This window comes from Flavobacteriales bacterium (assembly GCA_016712535.1).
Lineage (GTDB): Bacteria > Bacteroidota > Bacteroidia > Flavobacteriales_F > PHOS-HE28 > PHOS-HE28.
In genome coordinates this window covers 519,022-540,811 of sequence record JADJQW010000003.1, presented here as the reverse complement: position 1 = coordinate 540,811, position 21,790 = coordinate 519,022, and the positions used below count along the sequence as shown (strand labels likewise).

Here is a 21,790-nt window from a genome sequence, read left to right as displayed (position 1 = left end):
CTACTTCAGCTTCACTGAGGTCACTACGGGCACATGCCCGACGGTCACCGCTGCTTCCTCGAACGAGGGGGGGCCGAAGCGGCCGCGCGCATCGTTGCCGAAGCCATAGGGCTCATTGGGGATGCCGATCGCATTCGTGTCGAGCGCACCGTTGCCGTTCACATCGTGGAAGACCTTGATGGCATGCATTCCAGGAGGCATGCTCAGGTAAACGACTCGCGCTTTCGCCCCATTGGCAGACGCCTCCTTGGTCATGCAGCCCTTCTCGGTCGTGTACGCTTCTTCGCTCGGGCAAACGGCCACCAGCAATTTGCCGCCCGCATCGGGTCTGCTCAGGGCAATGTCGATGGTGAGCGACGCCTGCGCTTGTGCGAGGAATGCGATGAGAAGGCCGGTGAGGAAGGTCAGGGTTCGCATGGGAATCGCGCGTTGCATGATAGGGCATCCTTCAATCGGCGGTCGAACTCGTCAGCGCTGATCTCGAATGCGCCCAAGGAGCGGGTGAAGGGATTGATGTACTGCGAATCGAAGAGCATGAAACCAGCGGAATTGAGCCGTTCCGCCAGCGCGTAGAACGCCGCTTTCCCGGCATTGTTCGTGCCGAAGAGGCTCTCACCGAAGAAGGACGCGCCCAGCGCCACGCCATAGATGCCACCGACAAGACTCCCTTGGCGCCAAGCCTCCACTGAATGCGCATGGCCTCGTCGATGAAGTTCGGTGTAGGCGGCGATCATACGATCATCGATCCAGGTCTCGGCTCGATCGGCGCAGCGGCGCATCACTTCCTCGAAGCAGCTATTCAACGTGATGGTGAAGCGACCGGTGCGCAGGTGGCGTGCGGTCGTATGGTCGGGCTTCAAGCTCGTGAGGTCGAACACCGCTCTGCGCAAAGGCCGATGGATGTGGATCACCCCACCATCTTCAACCATCGGGAACCGGCTGCGCTGATACAGCTGCATGAGCACATCGGCAGAAAGAAGAAGGCTGGATTCAGCATCAACCATCACTTCACAGCGCGGACCGTCCGCGTAGCACCGTTCACGCTGACCTGGAAGAACCAAAGGCCGGGCGGCAGTGCCTCCAATGATCCAACATGCAGGGTTCCGTTGACCACCATCGCGCCCCGCTGAACGGACGACCGGCCGGAAGCATCGAGGATGCGCAGCGTCGCGATGCCATCGGCCATGCCCGGTACAACGAGTGCGAGCTGGTCCTCGAAGGGGACGGGATAGGCCAACGACCCTGATGCGAATTCGCTCTCCGACACAGTTGTGGTGAGCGTGAGCCATGCATGCGCCTGCATGAAGTCCGGGATGCCGTAGCCCATGCTGTCGTTGGGCGTGAGGTACAGGTGGGCGCTGCGCCTCACGGCGTCCATGACATCGTGCGCGGTGCGCTGCGGATGCAATTGCCAGAGGCAGGCCACGAGTCCGGCGAGGATCGGCGAGCTGAAGGAAGTGCCATTGATCGCGGCCACGCTATCGCCCTCCAGCCGGAGCCCGATGGCCCCGGCGCCCATGGCCATCACATCGGGCTTCACGCGGCCATCGGCACTGGGGCCGAATGCGCTGAACCCCGCATGCAACTCGTTCTCGCCCACCGCGCCCACCGCGAGGATGTCGAAGGCATCGGCCGGCGCGCTGATATGGTGCCAGGCGCTCCAGCCGTTGTTGCCCGCGCTCTGCACCGGGATCATGCCCTTCTGCGCGGCCATCCCTGCTGCGATGCTGATGCGCGTGGTGGCGCCATCGAGTTCCGGGTAGGTGTGGCTCAGCAGCGAATCGTCGTATGTGGTGTAGCCGAGTGAGGTGTTGAGCACATCGCATCCAAGGCTGTCGAGGAGTTCCGCGCCAGCGATCCAATTATCCTCTTCAACGGGCATCTCGAATGCGACCTCCTCAGTGCGCACCAAAGCGTAATCGGCGAGCGGCGCTGTGCCTTGCAGGTAGCCGGGGAGGACGCCGGTCATGCACGAGAGCACGCTGCGGCCGTGCCAATGATCGTCGTACACATCGCCGTCATGATTCACCATGTCGCGGGTGAGGACGATGCCCTCGCGCGCGCGCAGGTCGGCGAAGGCGGCCAGCGAATCGGTGTCCTCGAAGCCGGAATCGAGCACGCCGATGAGCATGCCCTGGCCCTTGGCATCGAGAGCATGAAGCTCGTGGCCGTTGAGCATGCTGATCTGCGTCCACGACCAGCCGTAATCCTCGGGCTGTCCGCCGCGCGAAACCATGGGCGGCGGCGCCTCCAGGGTGAATTTCTCCAGAGGTTGCGGGGGAAGGAAGAGGCGACGGGTGGTCCGGATACTGCTCACGAAGGGCAGCTGTCCGATGGCATCGAGCGCATCGATATCCGACGTTCGGATCGTGACGGCGTTGAACCACTTGCTGCGATTGATCAGCTGAACTTCGCCGGTGGCGAGCACGGCGCTGATGTATGCCGGGGCCACGGGCAGATCACTCGGGCCGATGGCGATGCCCTGGTCCTGCCTGCGCATGATGGATCTCGCGGATAGGAATTCCTGCGGCTCACCAACGGTGAACGGAGTCGCATCCTTGTCGGTGAACTGCACCCAATAGGTATCGGGGCCGGTCTGCGCCGAGATGCTGATCACGAACGACGAAAGCAGAAAGGCGATCAGGTTCCTCATGCTATTCAATTCCATGAGCCACGGCGACCATGTCCAGACGCCAGCATTCGAGACAGCCCGCGGCTTGTTGGTTCTTGAACTCACGATAGGCGCTCACCATGCCGAGGTCCTTGGCCCAGCGCTCCTCGTAGTTATTGGTGCCGATCAGGTTCGCGGGCACGGTGTTCTTCACGAGCACCGTATTGGCGTGGCTGAGTCCGCCACCTGACCACGCTTGCCCAACCTCCCTGAAGGCCACTTCCAGCTCGCCTTCCACATTGTACACGTTCACATCCCAACGCCGGCCATCTCGCACGGGAAAGCTGAGCTTCTGCCTGCGGAGGTTCTCTTCAGTCACTTCGGCCGCGATGTTGTCCATGGTGCTGGTCCACACATCGCGCACCACCCAATTGCTGTCGGCATCGAGCACCATGCGATGGATGCGCCAAGCCGTTCGACCGGCCGGGTCGGTGTACTCCTCCACCACCTTCTCCTTCAACCGGTAGCTCACCGAGCCGATGTTCGGAACCGGATCATCGCGCCAGGCGCTGTCCACCTGGTACTCGATCCACGCACCCACCTTGCGAGGGAAGTAGCCCTGACCCAGGTCAGGCGCTTGGGCCTCCTCCTTCCTGCAGGATGCGAGAAGGCCAGCACCAAGGACGATCGTGAGTAGGAGCCGGGTCGGTCTCATGGTCTATGGCCTATCGATGAACCCGCCGCCGAGCACATCATCGCCAATGTAGAAGACGGCGCTCTGCCCGGGTGCGATGCCTGCAACAGGTGCATGGAATTCGACATGGACCCGATCGCCATCCATCTTCAGCGTTGCGGGGGTGCCCTTGTCCTTGTACCTGATCTTCACGGTGGCCTCCATCTCCCCTACCAACGCCTCCGCCCGCTGGAAGTTCGGCTTGCGCACCCACATGCTGGTCCGGTCCAGGTCGCTCTTGCGTCCCAGCACCACGGTATTGGACTCTGGCCGGATATCGGTAACGTACATCGGTTCGCCGGTGGCGATGCCCAAGCCCTTGCGCTGGCCGATGGTGAAGAAAGGATAGCCATCGTGCTCGCCGAGAGCTTCACCACTGGTGCTCACGAGCTTCCCCTGGGCCAGTTTGGCGGTGGCCTCGGGCTCCTTGCGCTTGAGGAAGCCCCGGTAATCGTTGTCGGGGATGAAGCAGATCTCGTAGCTCTCGCTCTTCTGCGCCAACTCGGGGAATCCGCTGTCCATGGCCATCTGGCGGATGGCGCTCTTGCGGAAGTGGCCGATGGGGAAGCGCGTGCGGGCGAGGTTCTTCTGCTCCAGCCCCCATAGCACGTAGCTCTGGTCCTTGGTCTCATCGAGGCCTTTTCGCACGGCCCAACGGCCATCGGCGTGCTGGAGCGATCGCGCGTAGTGCCCGGTGGCGATCAGCTCGCACTCCATCATGTCGGCGCGCTTGAGCAGGGCCTCCCATTTGATGAAGGTGTTGCAGAGCACGCAGGGATTCGGCGTGCGGCCGGCCATGTACTCTCGCGTGAAGTTGCCGATGATGGCTTCGCCGAACTCCTCGCGGATGTCGATGATCATGTGGTGGAAGCCGCGGCTCACCGCCATGTTGCGCGCATCGTTGATGCTATCGAGGTCGCAGCAGCCCGTGATCCGCTTGCCGCCGCTGGCATCGGCGTAGTCCCAGGTCTTCATGGTGACGCCGATCACCTCGTAGCCCTCATCATGCAGCATCAGCGCTGCCACGGAGCTGTCCACTCCGCCGCTCATGGCCACCAGTATACGTCCGTGCTTGCTCATGCTCGTTCCTAGATGCCTCTTTCAGCTTTCGCTCTTCATGCCTCCTCCGTCACCTGAGCGGAGCGAAGCCGCCGCTTTCGGCCTTCACTTCTCAAGCTTACTTCTGCTCCACTCCTGCCTTGTACATCACCTTCCGCACCGGCTTGCCTTTCTCGTCATACTCGGTCACCTCGCCCTCGAGCAGGTCATTCACGTAGGTGCCCTCTCGCTTCTTGGTCTGTCCTTCGAGCACGCGCTCAAGGTCGGACGGCAGCCCCATCGATTCATCGGGCTTGGCGGCCTTCACCACCCACTTCCCGTTGTCGTGCCACTCGGTGAATCTGCCCTCGCGCTTGCCCTTCTTGTAGGTGTGCTCGCTCTTGGGGCGTTCATCGTCGAAGTGCTCGGTGAAGGTGCCGTTCTCCTTGCGCTCCTTCACCAACTCGCCTTTGGCATAGAGCGCTTGCAACTGCAACGATCCATCAGCATTGAAGTAGTACCAGGTCCCATCGCGGACGCCGTTCACGACATCGCCCTCGATCTCTTTCTTGCCATTCGGATGGTAGAAGGTCATGCGTCCTTCGGCTTCCCTGTTCACGTAGGTGGCTTCGCTCTTCAGCTTGCCATTGGCGAACCAGCTCTTGCTCGGACCGTGCAGCTCACCGTTCACGCGCTCCTCGCGCTCGGCCACCTGCCCATCGGGGTAATAGGTGAGTTGCTCGCCATGGAGCTTGCTGTCCACGTAGCGCTCCACCTTGCGCAAGCCGCCATCCTCGGCGTAGTAGTTCCAAGTGCTGTCCTTCTGCTGCCCGATGTACTTGCCGCGGGCCATCACCGCACCGTTGATATGGTAGTGCTCTGCACGGCTCGTGCGCGCATCGCCGGCGTGGTGCTGCGTGGTGGTCAGGCGCCCCTTCTCATCATAGTGCTTGAACTCGCCCGTAGGCTTATCGTCGATGAACCGGCCCTTGTAGCGCAACTGACCATTGGGCCAGGCTTTGCTCCATGCGCCCTGTTTGCGGCCTTTGGAATCGGTGGTGTTGGGGGTTGGCTGGGCGGCCGAGGAGAGCACCGCCAGGACGCACGCAAGAATGAGGAAGGCACGGGTTCGCACGGCGCGAAAGTAGTTGAGGGGTGCAGGCCCATCGAGGGGCAAAGACAAGGCCATCAGCACCATCGCCGAACAGCAGGCGGGGCGGGATCATCTTTGCGCCGCCTTGAGCGCGCGCGCCCCCATTTCACGGAAGGACATCGATCGGCTGGCGGTCCCGGCGATCATCAGCGGCATCGCGGAGCCGGTGATCTCCTTGGTCGATACGGCCTTCGTGGGGCGATTGGGGACGGCCGACCTGGCTGCGGTGGGCATCGCGAGCAGCTTCTTCCTGCTGGTGGTGTGGGTGCTGGCGCAGACGCGCAGCGCCGTGCTCGCCGTGGTGGCGCGCTACTTCGGCGAGGGCCGCTTGGACGCCATCACGGGACTGGTGCCCATCGCGATCTGGATGAACTTCGCGCTGGGCTTCCTCTTCTTCGCCATCACCACGGCCTTCGCGGAGCCCATCTTCCGGCTCTACAACGCCGAGGGCGAGATCCTTGAGAAGGCGGTCGAGTACTACCGCATCCGCAGCTATGGCCATCCGATCGTGCTGGCCACCTTCGCCCTCACAGGCGCATTCCGCGGGATCCAGAACCTGAGCTGGGGCATGTGGATCAGCATCATCGGCGCGGCGGTGAACGGCGCGCTGAATCCGCTGCTGATATTCGGATGGGGACCGATTGCAGGGATGGGGATCGCTGGCAGCGCATGGGCCAGCCTGTTCGCGCAGGTCGTGATGTTCGGCATCGCCGTGTGGATCATGCAGACCCGCACGCCGTTCAGCATCATTCCCAAGAGCTGGCATCATCCGGAGCTGAAGGGCCTCTGGCTGCTCAGCACGAATCTCTTCGCACGGACGATCGCGCTCAACACCTGCTATTACCTCGGCAACCGCTATGCAACGGGCTACGGCGAGGCATACATCGGCGCGCACAGCATCGCCATGCAGATCTGGCTCTTCAGCGCCTTCTTCATCGACGGCTATGCGGCGGCCGGCAGCGTGCTGGTCGGCAGGCTCAATGGCGAGAGGAACCATCGTGAGCTGCATCGCGTGAGCTGGCAGGTGGTGCGCATGAGCGTGCTGATCGGAGCGGTGCTGGCGCTGGTCTACCTCGTCGGCTACCGGAGCATCGGCCAACTGTTCACGCAGGATGTGCGCGTGCTCGACCTGCTCTACGCCGTGTTCTGGATGGTGGTGATCACGCAGCCGATCAATGCAGTGGCCTTCGCCTTCGATGGCGTGTACAAGGGCCTCGGCAACGGCAAGATCCTGCGCAACGTGCTGATGATCTCAGCGTTCGGCGTCTTCATCCCGGTGGCCTGGGGCATGCACCTGCTCAACGCCAAGCTCTTCGCGGTGTGGACCGCCTTCCTCCTGTGGATGGCCGTGCGCGGCCTGCTGCTCGCACTGCACTTCGAGAAGCACCACCGACCCGCCTAACTTCGTCCCATGCGAAGCCCGATTCTCGCGATGCTGCTCCTGGCCGCCGTGAATGCCGCAGCTCAGGACTTCGGTGATTGGGACGATCCACCGCAAAGCTGGCGCGACCGCATCTGGTTCGGCGGTGGGTTGAATGTCGGCTTCGGGACCATCACGGCGGTGCAGATCGACCCCGTGGTCGGCTACAAGGTTGACCAGAAAGGCCGCTACTCCATCGGATTGGGCGGCAGCTACTGGCATTTCCGGGACAATACGCCGGGCTACCAGTTCCGTGAAACGGGCCTCGGTTACCGTGCCTTCAACCGCTTCCGGGTGATCCCGCCGGTGTTCCTGCACGCTGAATTCCTGCACCTGCGCGTGCCGGTGTGGAGCCCCACCGATCGCGGATTCGTGAACACCTGGGTGCCGCACCTGCTCGTTGGTGGCGGCTACATGCAGCGCATCAGCAGGGGCAGCTCGCTGTACGTGCAACTGCTCTACGAAGTGCTCCAGGACCCCAACAGCCGTTACCGTCTTTGGCGCGGGCCCATCCTCGGTGGTGGAATCGGCATCGGATTCTGAAGCATGCCCGCCCACCGCGTGCTCCGCCGCCTCCGCAACATCGCGCTCGTCGTGGTCGCGCTGCTGGCGCTCGGAGCCATCTGGTTCGTCATCGAAGTGCATGTATCGGCCCCTTTGGCCGACGGCGAGGCGGATCAAGTGCCTGCGCGAAGCCTTGGGCCCGATGGGCGCTGGCACGTGGGCCGCAACTGGCTCGGTCGCGATAGCCTTGGCCTGTACGAGGCCTATATCGAAGGCGGGGACCTGGAGCGCGGCCTCGCTTTGGGCGCGCTGGCCGGTGAGCTCATCGAACGGCAGGAGCGGATCTTCGTTGGACGCTTGCGGGAGATGGTGCCGGGAGCCGTGCGGCTCGACTACCTGAAGTACTTCACCGCCTGGTACAACCGCGACCTCGACGAGCATGTGCCGCATGAGTACCTGCGCGAGATCTACGGCGTGAGCCGATCCTTCGCCGATGCGTACGACTTCGTGGGGCCGAAGTACATGCGCGCCCTCAACTACCACGCGGCGCACGACATCGGCCATGCGCTCTCCGACCTTGCCATGGTGGGCTGCACCTCATTCGCAGCGAAGGGAGAGCGATCGGCAGATGGCCAGCTGATCATCGGCCGCAACTTCGACTTCTGGATGGGCGACGACTTCGCCCGGGAGAAGCTCATCCTCTTCATCAGGCCCGATGAAGGGATCCCGCACGTACTGGTGAGCTGGGGCGGCTTCATGGGGGCCGCTTCGGCCATGAACCTTGAGGGCCTCACCGTCACCATCAACGCGGCGCGCAGCGAACTGCCCTATGGCGCACGCACGCCCATCGCTCTGCTTGCGCGGGCCATCGTGCAGCATGCCGCCACCATCGATGAGGCCATCGCCATCACCGCGAAGCATGAAGTGTTCGTGAGTGAGAGCATCCTGGTGGCCAGCGCGCGCGACGGCCGCGCCGTGATCATCGAGAAGGCACCGGATGGCATGGACGTGCACGATCCCGGCACGGACCTGCTCATTTGCGCCAACCACTACCAGAGCGATCGATTCAAGGACAGTGCGCCCAACCAAGCCAACATCCGCGAGAGCGACAGCATGGCGCGCTACAGGCGCATGCAGCAGCTCGTGGATTCTGCAGGCAGGCTCGACCCCGGCAATGCAGCAGCGATCCTGCGCGAGCGCAAGGGGCTTGACGGCGCTGAACTGGGCATGGGCAACCCGGCGGCGATCAACCAGCTCATCGCGCACCATGCGGTGATCATGCAGCCCGCCGACCGCCGCCTCTACGTGAGCGCATGGCCCTATCAACTGGGCGCCTTCGCCTGCTACGACCTCCGTGATGTGTTCGCGCGTTGCGCTTCGGGAAAAGGGCTCACCATCACCCGTGATACCGTTCGGACCATCGGTCCCGACCCGTTCCTTTTCACCACTCGATTCTCCGAGCACCAGTGGTGGCAGCACCAGCGCACGCGGATCGCAAGCAGCGCGCTTGCAGGAGCGCCCATCAGCCTCTCGCCCCAGGAATTGGATCGCTTCATAGCGGCAGCGCCCGACAGTTACATCACGCACATGGCACTGGGCGATCTGCATCGCGCCCGCGAGGAGAACGCCCTGGCAGCGGAGCGGTACAGCGCTGCGCTGCGCCTGCCCGTGGCATCGGAGAAAGAACGCGAACGCTTGGAGGAACGCTTGCGCGCTTGCACCTTGGCCGCCGCTGAGCCATGAGCGACCTGCACCCTTCCTTCGCCGCGCAATCCCTCGAACGCCTCCTGGCGCATGCGGAGGACCTGCGCGCGCGCTCGCCATGGTACCGCGAACGGCTCGCCGCGGCCGGAAGCGTGCGCACCGCCGACGACTTCACGCGCCTCCCTTTCACCACCAAACAGGAATTGAGCGAGCATCATCGGCGCTTCCTCAGCGTGCCGCGATCGGAGATCGCCGAGCATGTGTTCACCAGCGGGACCACGGGCAGGCCAGTGCCCTTCGCCCTGAGCGCCGCCGATGTGGATCGCTTGGGCGCCAATGAGCGCCTATCGCTTTCCATGGCCGGCATCACCGCAGCCGACACCGTGCAGATCACCACCACGCTCGATAAGCGCTTCATGGCCGGGCTGGCATACTGGCTAGGGCTTCGGGCGATTGGCGCTGGCGCGGTGCGCAGTGGCCCCGGCAATGCGGAGGGCCAGTGGGAGACGGCGATCGAATGCGGGACCACCACGCTCATCGGTGTGCCTTCTTTCCTCTTGCGCATGCTGCGCGAATGGGAGAAGCGCGGGCTGCGCGCAGAACAGACCGGCATCACGCGCGCCATTTGCATCGGGGAGCCCATCGCCTCGGGCTTCAGCGCGCCCAACCTGCTTGCGCAGCGCATCATGGGGCTTTCCGGATGGTCCTTGCACGGCACTTACGCCAGCACCGAGATGGCCACGGCCTGCACCGAGCGCGAGCCCTGCGCCGGCCATGTGGTGCCTCCCGGCCTCATGCACATCGAAGTGGTGGATGATGAAGGCAGGCCCGTGCCTGAAGGCGAAGCCGGTGAAGCAGTGGCCACGCCATTCGGCGTGGAAGCCATGCCACTGCTCCGCTTCCGCACCGGCGATGTCTGCGCATGGCGCATGGGCACCGATGCCTCAGGCCACCAAGCCGTTCTGCTAGGGCCGGTGCTTGGCCGAAAGGAGCATCGCATGAAGGTGAAGGGCACCACCCTCTGGCCGCAACAGGTGATCGATGCGCTCAATGCCGAATCCGAAATCGAAGGATTCGCCGTGGTGCGCGAGCGCGATGAGCACGGCGGTGATGCGCTGCGCGTGCTGGCCGCAGCCCCCGCCTCCGCGCTGCAAGACCTCGGTGACCGGCTGGCCGGCCGGCTTCGGGTGCGCCCAGCGGTGGAAGCCATCAGTCGTTCGGAGCTCGACAAGCTGATCCATGACCCGCGGCAACGGAAACCGATGATCGTCATCGATCGATCGAAGGCATAGCGCTACTTATGCACTTGCAACGGCCGAGTCCATTGTCCCCGAGCGAACACCCACTCCCAAATGGACGACAGCCGTTCCAATGATCCGGGCGAAGGCCGCTTCGACGTCCTGATCATTGGTGCTGGCCCTTCGGGAACTGTGGCGGCGGCTTGGCTCGCGCAGCAGGGCCATCGCGTCGCGGTGCTCGAGCGCGCCACCTTCCCGCGCTTCGTGATCGGCGAGAGCCTGTTGCCCTTGAGCATGGGCCATTGGGACGAAACGGGCATGCTGCCCAAGCTGAAGGAGCAGGGCTACGCCATCAAGCGGGGAGCGCGCTTCTTCCGGGGCGACCGCGTGTTCAACCTCGCGTTCGGCGAGAACTACACCCAAGGCTGGACCTGGACCTGGCAGGTGCCGCGCGACCACTTCGATAAGGTCCTGGCCGATGAGGCAAGCCGGCTGGGGGCAGAGGTCCTTTTCGATCACGAGGCGCTGCGCGTTGACCTCAACCATCGCGATGGCGTCGAATTGATCACCCGCCACAAGGGGGCCGAGCACCGATTCACCGGGCGATTCCTCATTGACAGCAGCGGCTACGGCGGCACCTTGGTGAAGCTCCTCGGGCTTCACGATGCCCCTGCCGGCAATGGGCGCATGGCCCTTTTCGCCCATGTTCACGAGACCGAGGAGCACCGAGCGCGCTGCTTCGAGCCCATGCAGATCAGCTTCGAGGTGGTGGCGCGCGACCTCTGGTTCTGGAGCATCCCCTTCTCCGACGGCCGCACCTCCATCGGCTTCGTCGGCGACAACAGCCATTTCGCCGAGGCGATGGGATCCGGCTCAGATGCCACCGCGATGCACAGGATGCTGGAGAAGCAGAAGGCCTTCGGCGACCGCTACGCGAATGTCGAATTCGTGCATGGCCCCCAGTGCATCCGCGAATACACGCACTACAACCAAGCCCTCACCGGAGAGCGCTATGTGCTCACCGGCAACTGCGCCGGCTTCCTCGATCCGGTGTTCAGCAGCGGGGTGGCCTTCGCCACCGAGAGCGGGCTGAGGGCAGCCAAGCTGCTCGACCGCCAGTTGAAAGGTGAGGCCATCGATTGGAAGTACGAATACGAGGACCATATCCGCAGCGGCGCCGAGGTTTTCCGCACCTATGTGGACGCTTGGTACGACGGCGACCTCCAAGATGTCTTCTTCGCCGACGATGTGCAGCAATCGCACAAGGAGCGCATCGTCTCGGTGCTCGCGGGCTACGTTTGGGACAGCACCAATCCTTACGTGAGCAAGCACGGCAAGGCAGTGCGGGCACTTGCGCAGACGATCCGCTTGCGGGATGCTGAGCGGCGTTCACAGGCAGCCACGGACCTACATTCGGCGCGTACAAACAATGGCAGCACGCTCATGAAGGAAGCAGGACAGAGTACCAGCACCGTGGAGGAGAGCACCGCCGCCGATGCGCGCTCCGAGGCCCAGCGCATCGCTTTCGGCCCGGTGCTCTTCCAGGCGTGCCAGGCCATGCGCAGGATCGGCCTGCTTGATGCGATGGTGAAGGCCCGGGGCCACGGAGCAACGGAGGCCGACCTGATCGCGGGCTGCGGATTGACACCCTACGGCTTCCGCGTGCTCATCGACATGGCCCTCACCGCGAACGTGGCCTGGCAGCGCGGTGACCTTTACGGACTCACCAAGACAGGCCATATGCTCGCCACGGACGAGATGACGCGCGTGAACCTCGACTTCGTGGACGACGTGTGCTACAAAGGCCTCGCGCATCTCGAAGAAGCCGTGCGCACCGGGACGCCAGCCGGGCTGCGCGAACATGGTTCCTGGCCCACGGTGTACCAGGGCCTCGCCCACCTCCCGTCGGAATTCCGCAAGAGCTGGTTCGAATTCGACAACTACTACAGCGACCGGTCCTACCCCGAAGCGCTCAAAATCGTGTTCCGCGACGAGCCGCGTGTGATCATGGACGTGGGCGCCAACAATGGGAAATGGAGCCTCGCCTGCCTAAGGCACGACCCCGAAGTGCGCATGATCGCCGTGGACCTGCCCGGCCAGCTGCGCGACCTCGAGCGCAACATCGCTCAAGCGGGCATGAGCGCGCGCGTGACCACCCACGCCGCTGATATGCTCGATCCCGCGAGCACCCTGCCTCCGGGAGCCGATGCCATTTGGATGAGCCAGTTCCTCGATTGCTTCAGCGAGGACGAAGTGATGGCCATCCTGCAGAAGGCCAAGGCAGCCCTGAGCGCTGAGGCATCGCTATGGATCATGGAGACCTTCATCGACCATCAGCGGTTCACGGCGGCAGAGTTCTCGCTCGCCGCCACCTCCCTCTACTTCACCGCCATCGCCAACGGCAACAGCCGCATGTACCGCGCTGAGCACTTCGAGCCCTTGGTGGAGCGTGCCGGGCTGCGCATCGTGGAGCGCGTGACCGATGTGGGCCTCGGCCACAGCCTGCTGCGCTGCATGCGCTGATCAGCTCGCCGCGTGGATCCTTGAGAGCAGGTGGCCCTTGCCCACAAGCTCCGCGCAGGTGGCCACGGCGCTCACCGTCACGCCCAGCAGTCCGTGGAGGTTGAGGTTCTGTCCGGTGAGAAGCAGGTTGGGCACCTTGGTGCGCGGCGCGATGAAGGTGCGCAGCGGCGAGGCGCTGTCCTTGCGGATGCCGTACATGGTTCCGTCGGGCGTGCCGATGTAATCGCGGAAGGTGAGCGGGGTGGTGCTGTGCACCGACTTGATCCCCGCGCGCAGGCCGGGGAAGCGCTCCTCGATGACCCCGATGAGCTTCTCCTCGCGCGCGTGCTTGAATTCCATATAGCCGGGATCGCGGTCGCCGGGCTCTGCCACGGTGCTTCGGCTGCCGGCCCATTGCTCCACCTCACCATAGCGCATGTAGGTCATCACGGTGATGGCATCGGCATGCGTCGTTGACTTCTGCGTGGCAGGCGTGGAGAGCATGTAGCCCGATGGCCACCGCGCCGGATCGTAATCCACAGCATCCCAGACACCGCCGTAGAGCATGCGGTACACGTTGTAGTTCAGGTACGGGAACGCGCCGGGCTTCATCACCAGGTGAAGGGCATGGGAGGCCACGGTGTTCTCCAATGATTTGATCCTCGAGCGGTAGGCGGGCCGCACATGGCCCGGCGCGATCGTCCATGAGCATCGCCGGGTGGATATTGGCGATGCACCATTTGCAGCTGAACGACTCGCCGGTCGCGGTGCGAACGGCGCGGACGCCCTCGGGCCCCATATCGAATCCGGTGACCCGCGTGCGCGAACGGATCTCCGCTCCCGCCGAGCGCGCGTTGCTGGCCAGGTGCTTGGCGATCTGCGATCCACCATCGACGCAGCGCCATGAGCTCTCCACATAGGTGTTCTGAACCAGGGCATGCACGTAGAACGGTGAAGCATGGTCTCCGGCATAGAGCGCGTTGTTCCCGCCCAGCACCGTCCGGAGCGTCTCATTCGGGGTGAGCGAGGCGATCACCTGCTCCGCATTCAACGAGAGGCGCTCATCCATCCAATCCTTGGAGTCGCTGTCGCGCACGCGGTAGAGCGGGAAGAGGTCGCAGGTCTCCTGGACCAGGCGCGCGTAGCGCTCAATGGCGCTCCGCTCACCGGGGAAATGCTCGGCCAGCCTGGCCACGAAATTATCCCAGCCTTGCGCGTACGGATAGCTGACGGGATCATCCGGCAGCTCGATGCGGTCGAAGGCGTCCATGTCCATCCGGCGCAGCTTCAGCTTGTCCATGATGCCGTAATAGCTGAAGTACCGGTGCAGGTTCTGGCCCGGTTCAAGGCCGCCGATGTAATGCACGCCCGTATCGAACACGGTCTTGTCGCGGCTGAAGACCTGGAGCGTGCCGCCGAGCTGGTGATTCTGCTCGAGGACGAGCACCTTCATGCCTTCGCGCGCCAGCGTCACGGCGCATTGCAGGCCGCCCAACCCGGCTCCGATGATCACTGCATCATATTGGCTATCGCTCATAGGCTTGTCAGTATGGCCAATTCGTTCGAGGTGCGGCGCGCCGCATGCGCCCATTCCACGCGCAGGCCGCTTGCCGCGGCCATGCCCTCGAACTCCTCCCGGCTGATGAACTGCATCGGTTGATTGGTCTTGTTGAATCCGATCGCAACAGCGATCCGCTCTGTCCACCGCGTGCGCGCATGACGCTCATCACCGCTGCGGAAACCGTCGCGAACATAGATCGCGCCGCCCGGCGCCAAGGCCTGCGAGCAACGCTGGAGCAGGTGCTGTTGTTCTCCGGGCCGCAGGTAGTGCAGCACATCCTTCAGGATGATCGCATCCGACTCGCTGATCGGCGCATGCAGCGCATCGCCTTCCTGCATGGTGATCCCCGGCCAATGGCGGGCCGCGTGCCTGGCGATGGCCACCTTGTCGCGATCGCGCTCAACGGCCACGATACGCCGCTCGGTGGAGCACCAATGCAACAGGAGCGACACCATGCCATGCCCGCTGCCCAGGTCCGTGATGCGCGCTCCAGGCGGGATCCGCTGATTGAGCAGCGCGTGCAGTCCCTCATCCATCCTGGCCTTGATCCGCGCATGCCATTCAAGCACCGGGCCCTTGTAGGTGAATGCGCGCACCAGCCGCTCATGGAAATAGCGCGGCGTCTCCCGGTCGCGGCGCAGCGCTTCGTACTCGGACTTGAACCAGGCCGCAATGCCCTTGGTGCGGTCGCGAGCGCCAGCACCGAACCGCGGATCGCCGGGGGCGATGGGCGGCAGCGGCCGCATGGTGATGGTGGCGTTCTTCAGCAGCGCGTCGCCCTTGCTCATGGCCTCGCCGAATCCATGCAGCAGCACGGGCACGATGGGCGCGCCGATGGTCTCAGCGATGTGGAATGCGCCCTTGTGGAAGCGGCCGATGCTGCCATCGCGCGAACGCGTGCCTTCCGGGAAGATGATCACCGAGACGCCCTGCGCGATGAGCTCGCGCGCACGCTCCACGTTCAGCTCCGTGCCATCCTCGCTGCGGAGGAAGCCCGCGTAACGCACCACCCGGCCGAAGAAGGGGCTGTTCCACACCCAGCGGTTGGTCATCATCACTGCCCTCGGGGTGATCATGAGCATGGCGAGGATGTCGATGAAGGAGGCATGGTTCGCGATCACGATCGCGGGCCTGTCCTTCAGCAGCGGTGCGAAGGACCGGATGTCCTTGCGCACATTGGCCATCACGTACACGAGCGATCCGGTGAAGAGCCGCACGATGCTCCGCGTCCAATGCTGCTTGATGCGCTTGGGCGCAGGCACGAACATGAAGAGCGCCCAAGCCACGCTCAACAGGATGCAGCCCAGCAGGAAGTAGCTGAAGGCGAACAGGGAGAACAGCAGCGAGAGCAGCGTGAAGGGCTGCCTTCCCCTATCGGCCCTGTCGCCAATGAACAGGCCGAAGAGCACGGGCTGCACGGTAAGCGCAACGGCCAGCAGGGCCGCCATCCCCGTGACGGCCAGTGCGGCGATGGAACGGAGCGCAGGATGCGCCGCCAGGAAGAGCGCTCCTGTTCCGATGATCGTGGTTATCGCTGAGAGCACAACGGCGCTCCGGAACGAGCGCGTATGGTCGGTGCCGGTGCGGTGCCGGGCGAGCATGCCCTCGGTGGTGAAGATGCAGTAGTCGTCCCCGAGGCCGAAGATGAAGGTGCACACCATGATGTTCACCAGGTCGAATCGGATGTCGAGCAGCCCGCAGAGCCCGAGTATCCAGGCCCAACCAAGGGCCATAGGCAGGAATGTGAGCAGCGCGAGTTCGATGCGGCCATACGTGATGAGCAGTGCGAGGAATACGATGGCGGTGGTGCGCCAGAGGATGCCTGAGAGGTCCTCATCGATCACCTGGGCCACATGCGCGCCGAGCATCCCGCGGTGCATCACTTCGACACCATCCAGCGCGGTCATGCGGTCGCTCACCGCATCCACTTCAACGGGCGGCACCATCAAGCGAACAGCCACGAGCGTTTCGCCATCCGCTGACCCGATGAATTCGCCCGGAAGTCGGAGGCCCGCATGAGCGGGTCCGTGACGGCCGTGCCCTTCGATCTGCTGCAAGAACCCATTGAAGGCATCGGACGTGAATCCATTGCGCACGGCTGCTTCGCGAATGCGCTTCACAAGCCGATCCGCGCCATCAGCCTGGAACGCATCGCTCCAAGACTTCAACTTCGATCGCTTGGTCCGTTCCGAAGGATCAAGATCACAAGGCAGCGCTCCTTCCGCTCGACCTGCGCTGCGCTCTGCCGCAATAGCGACCTCCAAGCGCTGCCGCGCTTCTTCCTGTGTGCCGCCCACGCCCGTGATGAACACCGGCACGGCGCGATCACGGCTCCCTTCCATCCGGTCGCGCACTTGGCGCATGTCCGCAGGGATCAGGCTGAGCCGTTCCGGGTCCGCATCCTGCTGCACACGGCCGGCGAATGGCAACAGGCCCGCCGTGACGATGACGATGCCGGGCAGCGCGATCCATCGGCCTGCGCGCGGAGGAGCAGCCGCGTGCGACCCCGCTCCTTCGTCACTGATGTTCTTGCGCGCGCGCACCGCCGGCACGAAATGCGGCAGCACAAGCAGCACCATGAAGAGCGCACCAGCGAGCATGAAGCCAGCGATCACGCCCAGGTCGGCGAGGACCCTGCTGCTGGCGAAGGACAGGGCCCCGAAGGCGAGCACCGTGGTGATGCAGCCCAGCAGCATGGGCGCCGTGACTTCGCGCAAGGTGGCGGCTACATCCCGGCGATGGCGCAAGTGCGTGAGGAAATGGAAGGAATAATCGAGCGCGATCCCGAGCAGCGCAGAGCCGGCTCCGATGGCCAGTCCGGAGACGCTGCCGCGCAAGAAGGCCAGCGCGCCCACCCCAACCACGAAGCCGAATAACGGCGGGAGCAGGAAGACCGGCATGAGGCGCAGGTCTCGATAGTACCAGAGCAGCAGCAGCAGCACCAGCGCAAGGGCCACCGCCGATGTGCGGATCGAATCGGCGCCGATGGCCGAGCGATTGGCCACCGCCATGGGCGCAGCTCCGAACGCGGCGGCCTTGATGCCTCCCGAACGCACGGCGTCCATGGACCTGTTCAGCACATCCATCATCCGTTCCGGATCCGCAGCGCCTTCCGCCGATGGCCAGAGCAAGGCCACGGCCATGCTGCTATCCGGGCTGAAGAGCACGCCATCGATCAGGGCAGCGCTGCCGCCGAAGGCGCCTGCCAACAGTCGATCCCGCAACGGCTGCGTGAGCCCGAAGGGATCGTGGAGCAAGCGCTCCGCATCGAACTCGCCGCCTGGCGCGGCAAGAGCGTTGCGCACGGCCTTCACCGCACTGTCAAGCGCACGGTCATCGGCCGCGGCCAGCCACTGAAGCCGCTGAGCATCGGCATGCAGCGGGATGCGGTGGGTGATCCCGTTAAGGAGCTCCTCGGCCAAGGCCGCATCGGGGCGGCAGAATGCACTATCCACCGCGCCTTGCGGATCTTCAAGCACCTGCGCCACGAATCGATCGGCGGCGGCGATCAGGCCGTCGCGGTCGGCGCCATCAACGAAAAAGCCGACCGTGATGGGGCCTTGTGCGCCGCCTTGCTCCAGCAGCACGCGGTAATGCCGAAGGGAAGGGTCGTCCGGGAGCGCGTCGAAGAGATCAGTGCTGAAGCGCGCCCGGCTTGCAGACCAAGCCGAAACGGCTGCAATCAACAGCGCGAGCACGGCCCACAGCCATCGCCTACGGCGCGTACGTTCATAGATCCCTGAAATCGCTCCGCCCATGGCGTTGCGGGTAAACATAGGCTAAGGCCTACTTTCGTGGCCCCTTTGAAGAAAATGAAGTCGAGCGTATCCCCTGCCACCGGCCTGGAAGCGATGGGCCTGGGCACGTTCATCGGCATTGTGCAGGGCAATCGGTTCGTGGCGGATGAGGCCAGCTGGGACCGTGTGCGCCGCTCATTCACCTACCTGACCGAAGTGGCGCACAAGCAGGTGGTGTACGGCATCAATACAGGCTTCGGGCCCATGGCCCAGCATGCGGTGAGCGCGGCTGATCATCAAGCGCTGCAATACAACCTGGTCAGGAGCCATGCCTCGGGCACCGGCACGGATCTGCCCGATGAAGCGGTGCGGGCCATGATGCTGGTGCGCGCCATCACCTTCCTGCACGGTCGCTCGGGCGTATCGGAACCCGTGGTGCGGCAATTGATCGCCTTCCTCGATCACGGCATCTGCCCGCGCGTGCCTTCGCTGGGCGGAGTGGGCGCCAGCGGCGACCTCACCCAGCAAGCGCACCTCTGCCTTGGGCTGATCGGCGAGGGGCGCGGCACGCTCCATGGGCGCAGCGACAGCATGGAAGCCATCCTGGGGCGTTGCGGGCTTAAGCCTGTTAACCTGCAGCTGCGCGACGGACTCGCCATGCTCAATGGCACGGCGGCCATGACCGGGATCGGGCTGCTCAACGTGCAGCGCGCGCATACCCTCATCGATCGCGCCATCGGGCTCTCGGCGCTGATCACCGAAGCCTTGGGCACTTGGACCGATCATCTAGGCGAGCCCCTGAACGGCGCCAAACGGCATCGGGGCCAGCAAGAGGCGGCGCGACGCATGCGCGAAGCCCTTGCCGGAGCGCAATCGGTGCGCGATCGCATGGAGCACCTCTCGTCCAACGGCAGCGGCACCTTCAACCACATGGTGCAGGAGCATTACAGCATCCGCTGCGTGCCGCAGGTCGTAGGCCCCATCCTCGACCGTGCGAGCCAATGCGAGCGCACCTTGTTGGACGAGCTGCATTCGATCGATGACAATCCGCTGATCGACCCGGACAACGGCATCCACCACGGCGGGAATTTCCACGGCGACCAGGTATCGCTGGAGATGGATACGCTGCGCTTGGCCCTCGTGAAGCTGTGCATGCTGGCCGAACGGCAGCTCAACTTCCTCCTCAACGACAAGGTGAATCAGCGCTTCACGCCCTTCCTGAACCTGGAGGCGCCTGGCCTGACGCTGGGCATGCAGGGCATGCAATTCACCGCGACCAGCACTACGGCCGAGTGCCAGGCCCTATCCACTTCGCTGTACGTGCACAGCATCTCCAACAACAACGACAATCAGGACATCGTGAGCATGGGCACCAACGCCGCGCTGGCCACGGCCCGTGTCATCGGCCACGCCCAGCGCGTTCAATCGATCCTGGCCATCGCTGCGGCGCAAGCCATTGACATCGCAGGGCTCCAGGACCGCCTTTCGCCTGCAGGCAGGGCCATGCACGCGCTCATCCGCTCGGCGTCGGCGCCCATACGATCCACGAGCGATCCCGCTGCCGCCATCGACGCCGTGCACGATGCGCTGTATACCGCAATACGTCCCTCCGCATCATGAGCACCGTGAAATGGGCCTTGATCACCGGCGCATCGCGCGGCATCGGCCGGGCCATCGCCCTCGACCTGGCGCGCGTTCATGGCCTGAGCATCATCGTGAACTACGCATCGAACGAAGCCGCAGCGCGCGAAGTAGCCGGCCTGGTCCGTGCTTCGGGGGCCGAAGCCCACTTGGCCGCATTCGATGTGCGCGATGCCGGCGCGGTCACGGCAGCTTTGGCGGAATGGCGCGCGGCGCATCCGCAAGCGCGATTGGAGGTGCTGGTGAACAATGCCGGCATCACGCGGGACAATCTGCTGGTGTTCATGAAGCGCGAGGACTGGCACGATGTGGTGGATACGCACCTCAACGGCTTCTTCAATGTGACCACGGCGGTGCTCCAAGGATTCGTGCGGCAGCGCGGAGGCCGCATCATCAACGTGGTCTCGCTCAGCGGCGCCAAGGGTGTTCCCGGCCAGGCGAACTACTCGGCTGCCAAGGCAGGCGTGATCGGCGCCACCCGCTCTCTCGCGCAAGAGGTTGCCAAGCGCGGCATCACGGTGAATGCCGTGGCCCCGGGATTCATCGAGAGCGATATGACCAAGGACCTTCCGGTGGATCAATTGAAAGCGCTCGTGCCCATGGGCCGCTTCGGCACGCCGGAGGAAGTCGCATCGGTGGTGAGCTTCCTGGCATCACCCGGCGCGGCCTACATCACCGGCGAAGTGATCCACGTGAACGGAGGACTGCATTCGTGATGGAGCATCGCGTCGTCATCACCGGCATGGGCCTCTGGAGCTGCTTGGGCCAGAGCCTGCAAGAGGTGGAAGCCGCTTTGCGCGCGGGCCGTTCAGGCATCGGCTTCGCCCAGGGCCGCAAGGACATGGGCTACCGCAGCGCCCTTACGGGGGTCGTTCCCACGCCCGATCTGAAGGGCCGGCTCACTCGCCGCGAGCGCATCGGAATGGCCGAGCAGGCCAACTACGCGTTCGCCGCCACGGAGCAGGCCTTGGCGCAGGCCGGCATCGATCGCGCCTGGCTCGAGGCCAATGAGACCGGGATCATCTTCGGCAACGACAGCTCTGCGCTGGCCGTGATGGAATCGGTGGACACCATCCGAAAGAAGAATGACACCACCTTGGTGGGCTCTGGCGCCATCTTCCAAGGCATGAACTGCACGGTGACCATGAACCTGAGCACCATCCTCAAGCTCAAGGGCATCAATTTCACGCTGAGCGGCGCCTGCGCGAGCGGCTCGCACGCCATCGGAATCGGGTACCTGCTGATCAAGCAAGGCTTGCAGCGCATGGTGATCTGCGGGGGCGCCCAGGAAGTGAACGACTATGCGTTCGGCAGCTTCGATGGGATCAGCGCATTCAGCACGAAAGAAGACGATCCTGCCGGAGCATCACGGCCCTTCGATGCGAACCGCGATGGGCTCGTGCCCAGCGGCGGTGCGGCAGCGCTGATCATCGAGAGCCTCGAATCGGCGCGCCAGCGCGGCGCCGCCATCCTTGGCGAGATCACCGGATACGGCTTCTCCTCCAACGGCGACCACATCTCCGACCCGAACCTCGACGGGCAAGTGCGCGCGCTGCGCATGGCCCTGGGCATGGCCGGCATCAGCGCAGCGGACATCGATTACGTGAACGCCCATGCCACGGGCACCCCCGTTGGCGACCGCATCGAGGCGCAGGCCATCGACGCTGTTTTCGGACAGCGCCGGCCTTACGTGAGCAGCACCAAGAGCATGACCGGGCACGAATGCTGGATGGCCGGCGCCAGCGAAGTGGTTTACTCGATGCTGATGATGCTCGGCGGGTTCATCGCCCCGAACGTTAATTTGCGCCAGCCGGACGAGGACAGCTCCAAACTGAACCTGGTCCGGGAGACCATCGAGGCACCCATCAACCGATTCCTTTCCAACTCCTTCGGCTTCGGCGGGACCAACTCCACTCTGATCGTGCAACGCTACCAGGACTGATTCACG

At 64.2% G+C, this 21,790-nt stretch carries 15 protein-coding genes and 1 pseudogene; 8 read left to right on the top strand and 8 right to left on the bottom strand.

Annotated elements, in window-relative coordinates; genetic code table 11:
• The 6 genes from IPK70_12600 to IPK70_12575 all read right to left on the bottom strand — a co-directional run bounded on the left by IPK70_12600 (nt 1) and on the right by IPK70_12575 (nt 5,517).
• Complete coding sequence (locus IPK70_12600; protein MBK8227996.1) at nt 1-435, bottom strand: DUF2141 domain-containing protein; 435 nt, start codon at nt 433-435, stop codon at nt 1-3.
• Nucleotides 405-959 (bottom strand): leucyl/phenylalanyl-tRNA--protein transferase, encoded by a 555-nt coding sequence (locus tag IPK70_12595; protein MBK8227995.1) that lies wholly within the window; start codon nt 957-959, stop codon nt 405-407. Before IPK70_12595 ends, IPK70_12600 begins: the two co-directional genes overlap by 31 nt.
• A gap of 44 nt (nt 960-1,003) precedes the next feature.
• Nucleotides 1,004-2,653 carry a S8 family serine peptidase gene (locus tag IPK70_12590; protein ID MBK8227994.1) on the bottom strand — a complete coding sequence of 550 codons (1,650 nt, stop codon included), beginning with the start codon at nt 2,651-2,653 and terminating at the stop codon, nt 1,004-1,006.
• A gap of 1 nt (nt 2,654) precedes the next feature.
• Nucleotides 2,655-3,326 (bottom strand): hypothetical protein, encoded by a 672-nt coding sequence (locus tag IPK70_12585; protein MBK8227993.1) that lies wholly within the window; start codon nt 3,324-3,326, stop codon nt 2,655-2,657.
• 3 nt (nt 3,327-3,329) lie between these two features.
• Nucleotides 3,330-4,424: a tRNA 2-thiouridine(34) synthase MnmA gene (gene mnmA / locus IPK70_12580; GenBank protein ID MBK8227992.1), complete on the bottom strand. Its 1,095-nt coding sequence runs from the start codon at nt 4,422-4,424 to the stop codon at nt 3,330-3,332.
• Nucleotides 4,425-4,521: 97 nt separating this feature from the next.
• Complete coding sequence (locus tag IPK70_12575) at nt 4,522-5,517, bottom strand: toxin-antitoxin system YwqK family antitoxin (protein MBK8227991.1); 996 nt, start codon at nt 5,515-5,517, stop codon at nt 4,522-4,524.
• Between the two features lie 103 nt (nt 5,518-5,620).
• Between IPK70_12575 and IPK70_12570 the strand changes: the two genes are divergently transcribed.
• From IPK70_12570 to IPK70_12550, 5 genes are read left to right on the top strand one after another with little or no spacing between them, the layout of a single operon-like run.
• The gene (locus IPK70_12570; protein ID MBK8227990.1) at nt 5,621-6,937 is read left to right on the top strand and encodes an MATE family efflux transporter; all 1,317 of its coding nucleotides are present in this window, start codon (nt 5,621-5,623) and stop codon (nt 6,935-6,937) included.
• Between the two features lie 9 nt (nt 6,938-6,946).
• On the top strand, nt 6,947-7,498 hold the full coding sequence (locus IPK70_12565) for a hypothetical protein (GenBank protein ID MBK8227989.1): 552 nt from the start codon (nt 6,947-6,949) through the stop codon (nt 7,496-7,498).
• 3 nt (nt 7,499-7,501) lie between these two features.
• Entirely contained in the window at nt 7,502-9,202 is a 1,701-nt protein-coding gene (locus tag IPK70_12560; protein MBK8227988.1) for a peptidase C45, read from the top strand.
• Complete coding sequence (locus IPK70_12555) at nt 9,199-10,455, top strand: AMP-binding protein (protein MBK8227987.1); 1,257 nt, start codon at nt 9,199-9,201, stop codon at nt 10,453-10,455. Before IPK70_12560 ends, IPK70_12555 begins: the two co-directional genes overlap by 4 nt.
• 60 nt (nt 10,456-10,515) lie before the next feature.
• Nucleotides 10,516-12,924 (top strand): tryptophan 7-halogenase, encoded by a 2,409-nt coding sequence (locus IPK70_12550; GenBank protein ID MBK8227986.1) that lies wholly within the window; start codon nt 10,516-10,518, stop codon nt 12,922-12,924.
• Here IPK70_12550 and IPK70_12545 read toward each other — a convergent pair.
• Both IPK70_12545 and IPK70_12540 read right to left on the bottom strand, forming a co-directional pair.
• Nucleotides 12,925-14,440: pseudogene (locus tag IPK70_12545) on the bottom strand (NAD(P)/FAD-dependent oxidoreductase). It abuts the gene before it with no gap.
• The gene (locus tag IPK70_12540; protein ID MBK8227985.1) at nt 14,437-18,162 is read right to left on the bottom strand and encodes a 1-acyl-sn-glycerol-3-phosphate acyltransferase; all 3,726 of its coding nucleotides are present in this window, start codon (nt 18,160-18,162) and stop codon (nt 14,437-14,439) included. The pseudogene IPK70_12545 and the gene IPK70_12540 overlap by 4 nt, the downstream one beginning before the upstream one ends.
• Nucleotides 18,163-18,267: 105 nt before the next feature.
• Between IPK70_12540 and IPK70_12535 the strand changes: the two genes are divergently transcribed.
• The 3 genes from IPK70_12535 to IPK70_12525 are packed head-to-tail and all read left to right on the top strand — an operon-like array spanning nt 18,268 to nt 21,784.
• Nucleotides 18,268-19,821, top strand: a complete 1,554-nt coding sequence (locus IPK70_12535; GenBank protein ID MBK8227984.1) for an aromatic amino acid lyase — start codon at nt 18,268-18,270, stop codon at nt 19,819-19,821.
• A gap of 5 nt (nt 19,822-19,826) precedes the next feature.
• Nucleotides 19,827-20,558: a 3-oxoacyl-ACP reductase FabG gene (gene fabG / locus IPK70_12530; GenBank protein ID MBK8227983.1), complete on the top strand. Its 732-nt coding sequence runs from the start codon at nt 19,827-19,829 to the stop codon at nt 20,556-20,558.
• Nucleotides 20,558-21,784, top strand: coding sequence for a beta-ketoacyl-[acyl-carrier-protein] synthase family protein (locus tag IPK70_12525; GenBank protein ID MBK8227982.1), 1,227 nt, complete (start codon nt 20,558-20,560; stop codon nt 21,782-21,784). Before fabG ends, IPK70_12525 begins: the two co-directional genes overlap by 1 nt.
• Nucleotides 21,785-21,790: the final 6 nt, after the last annotated feature.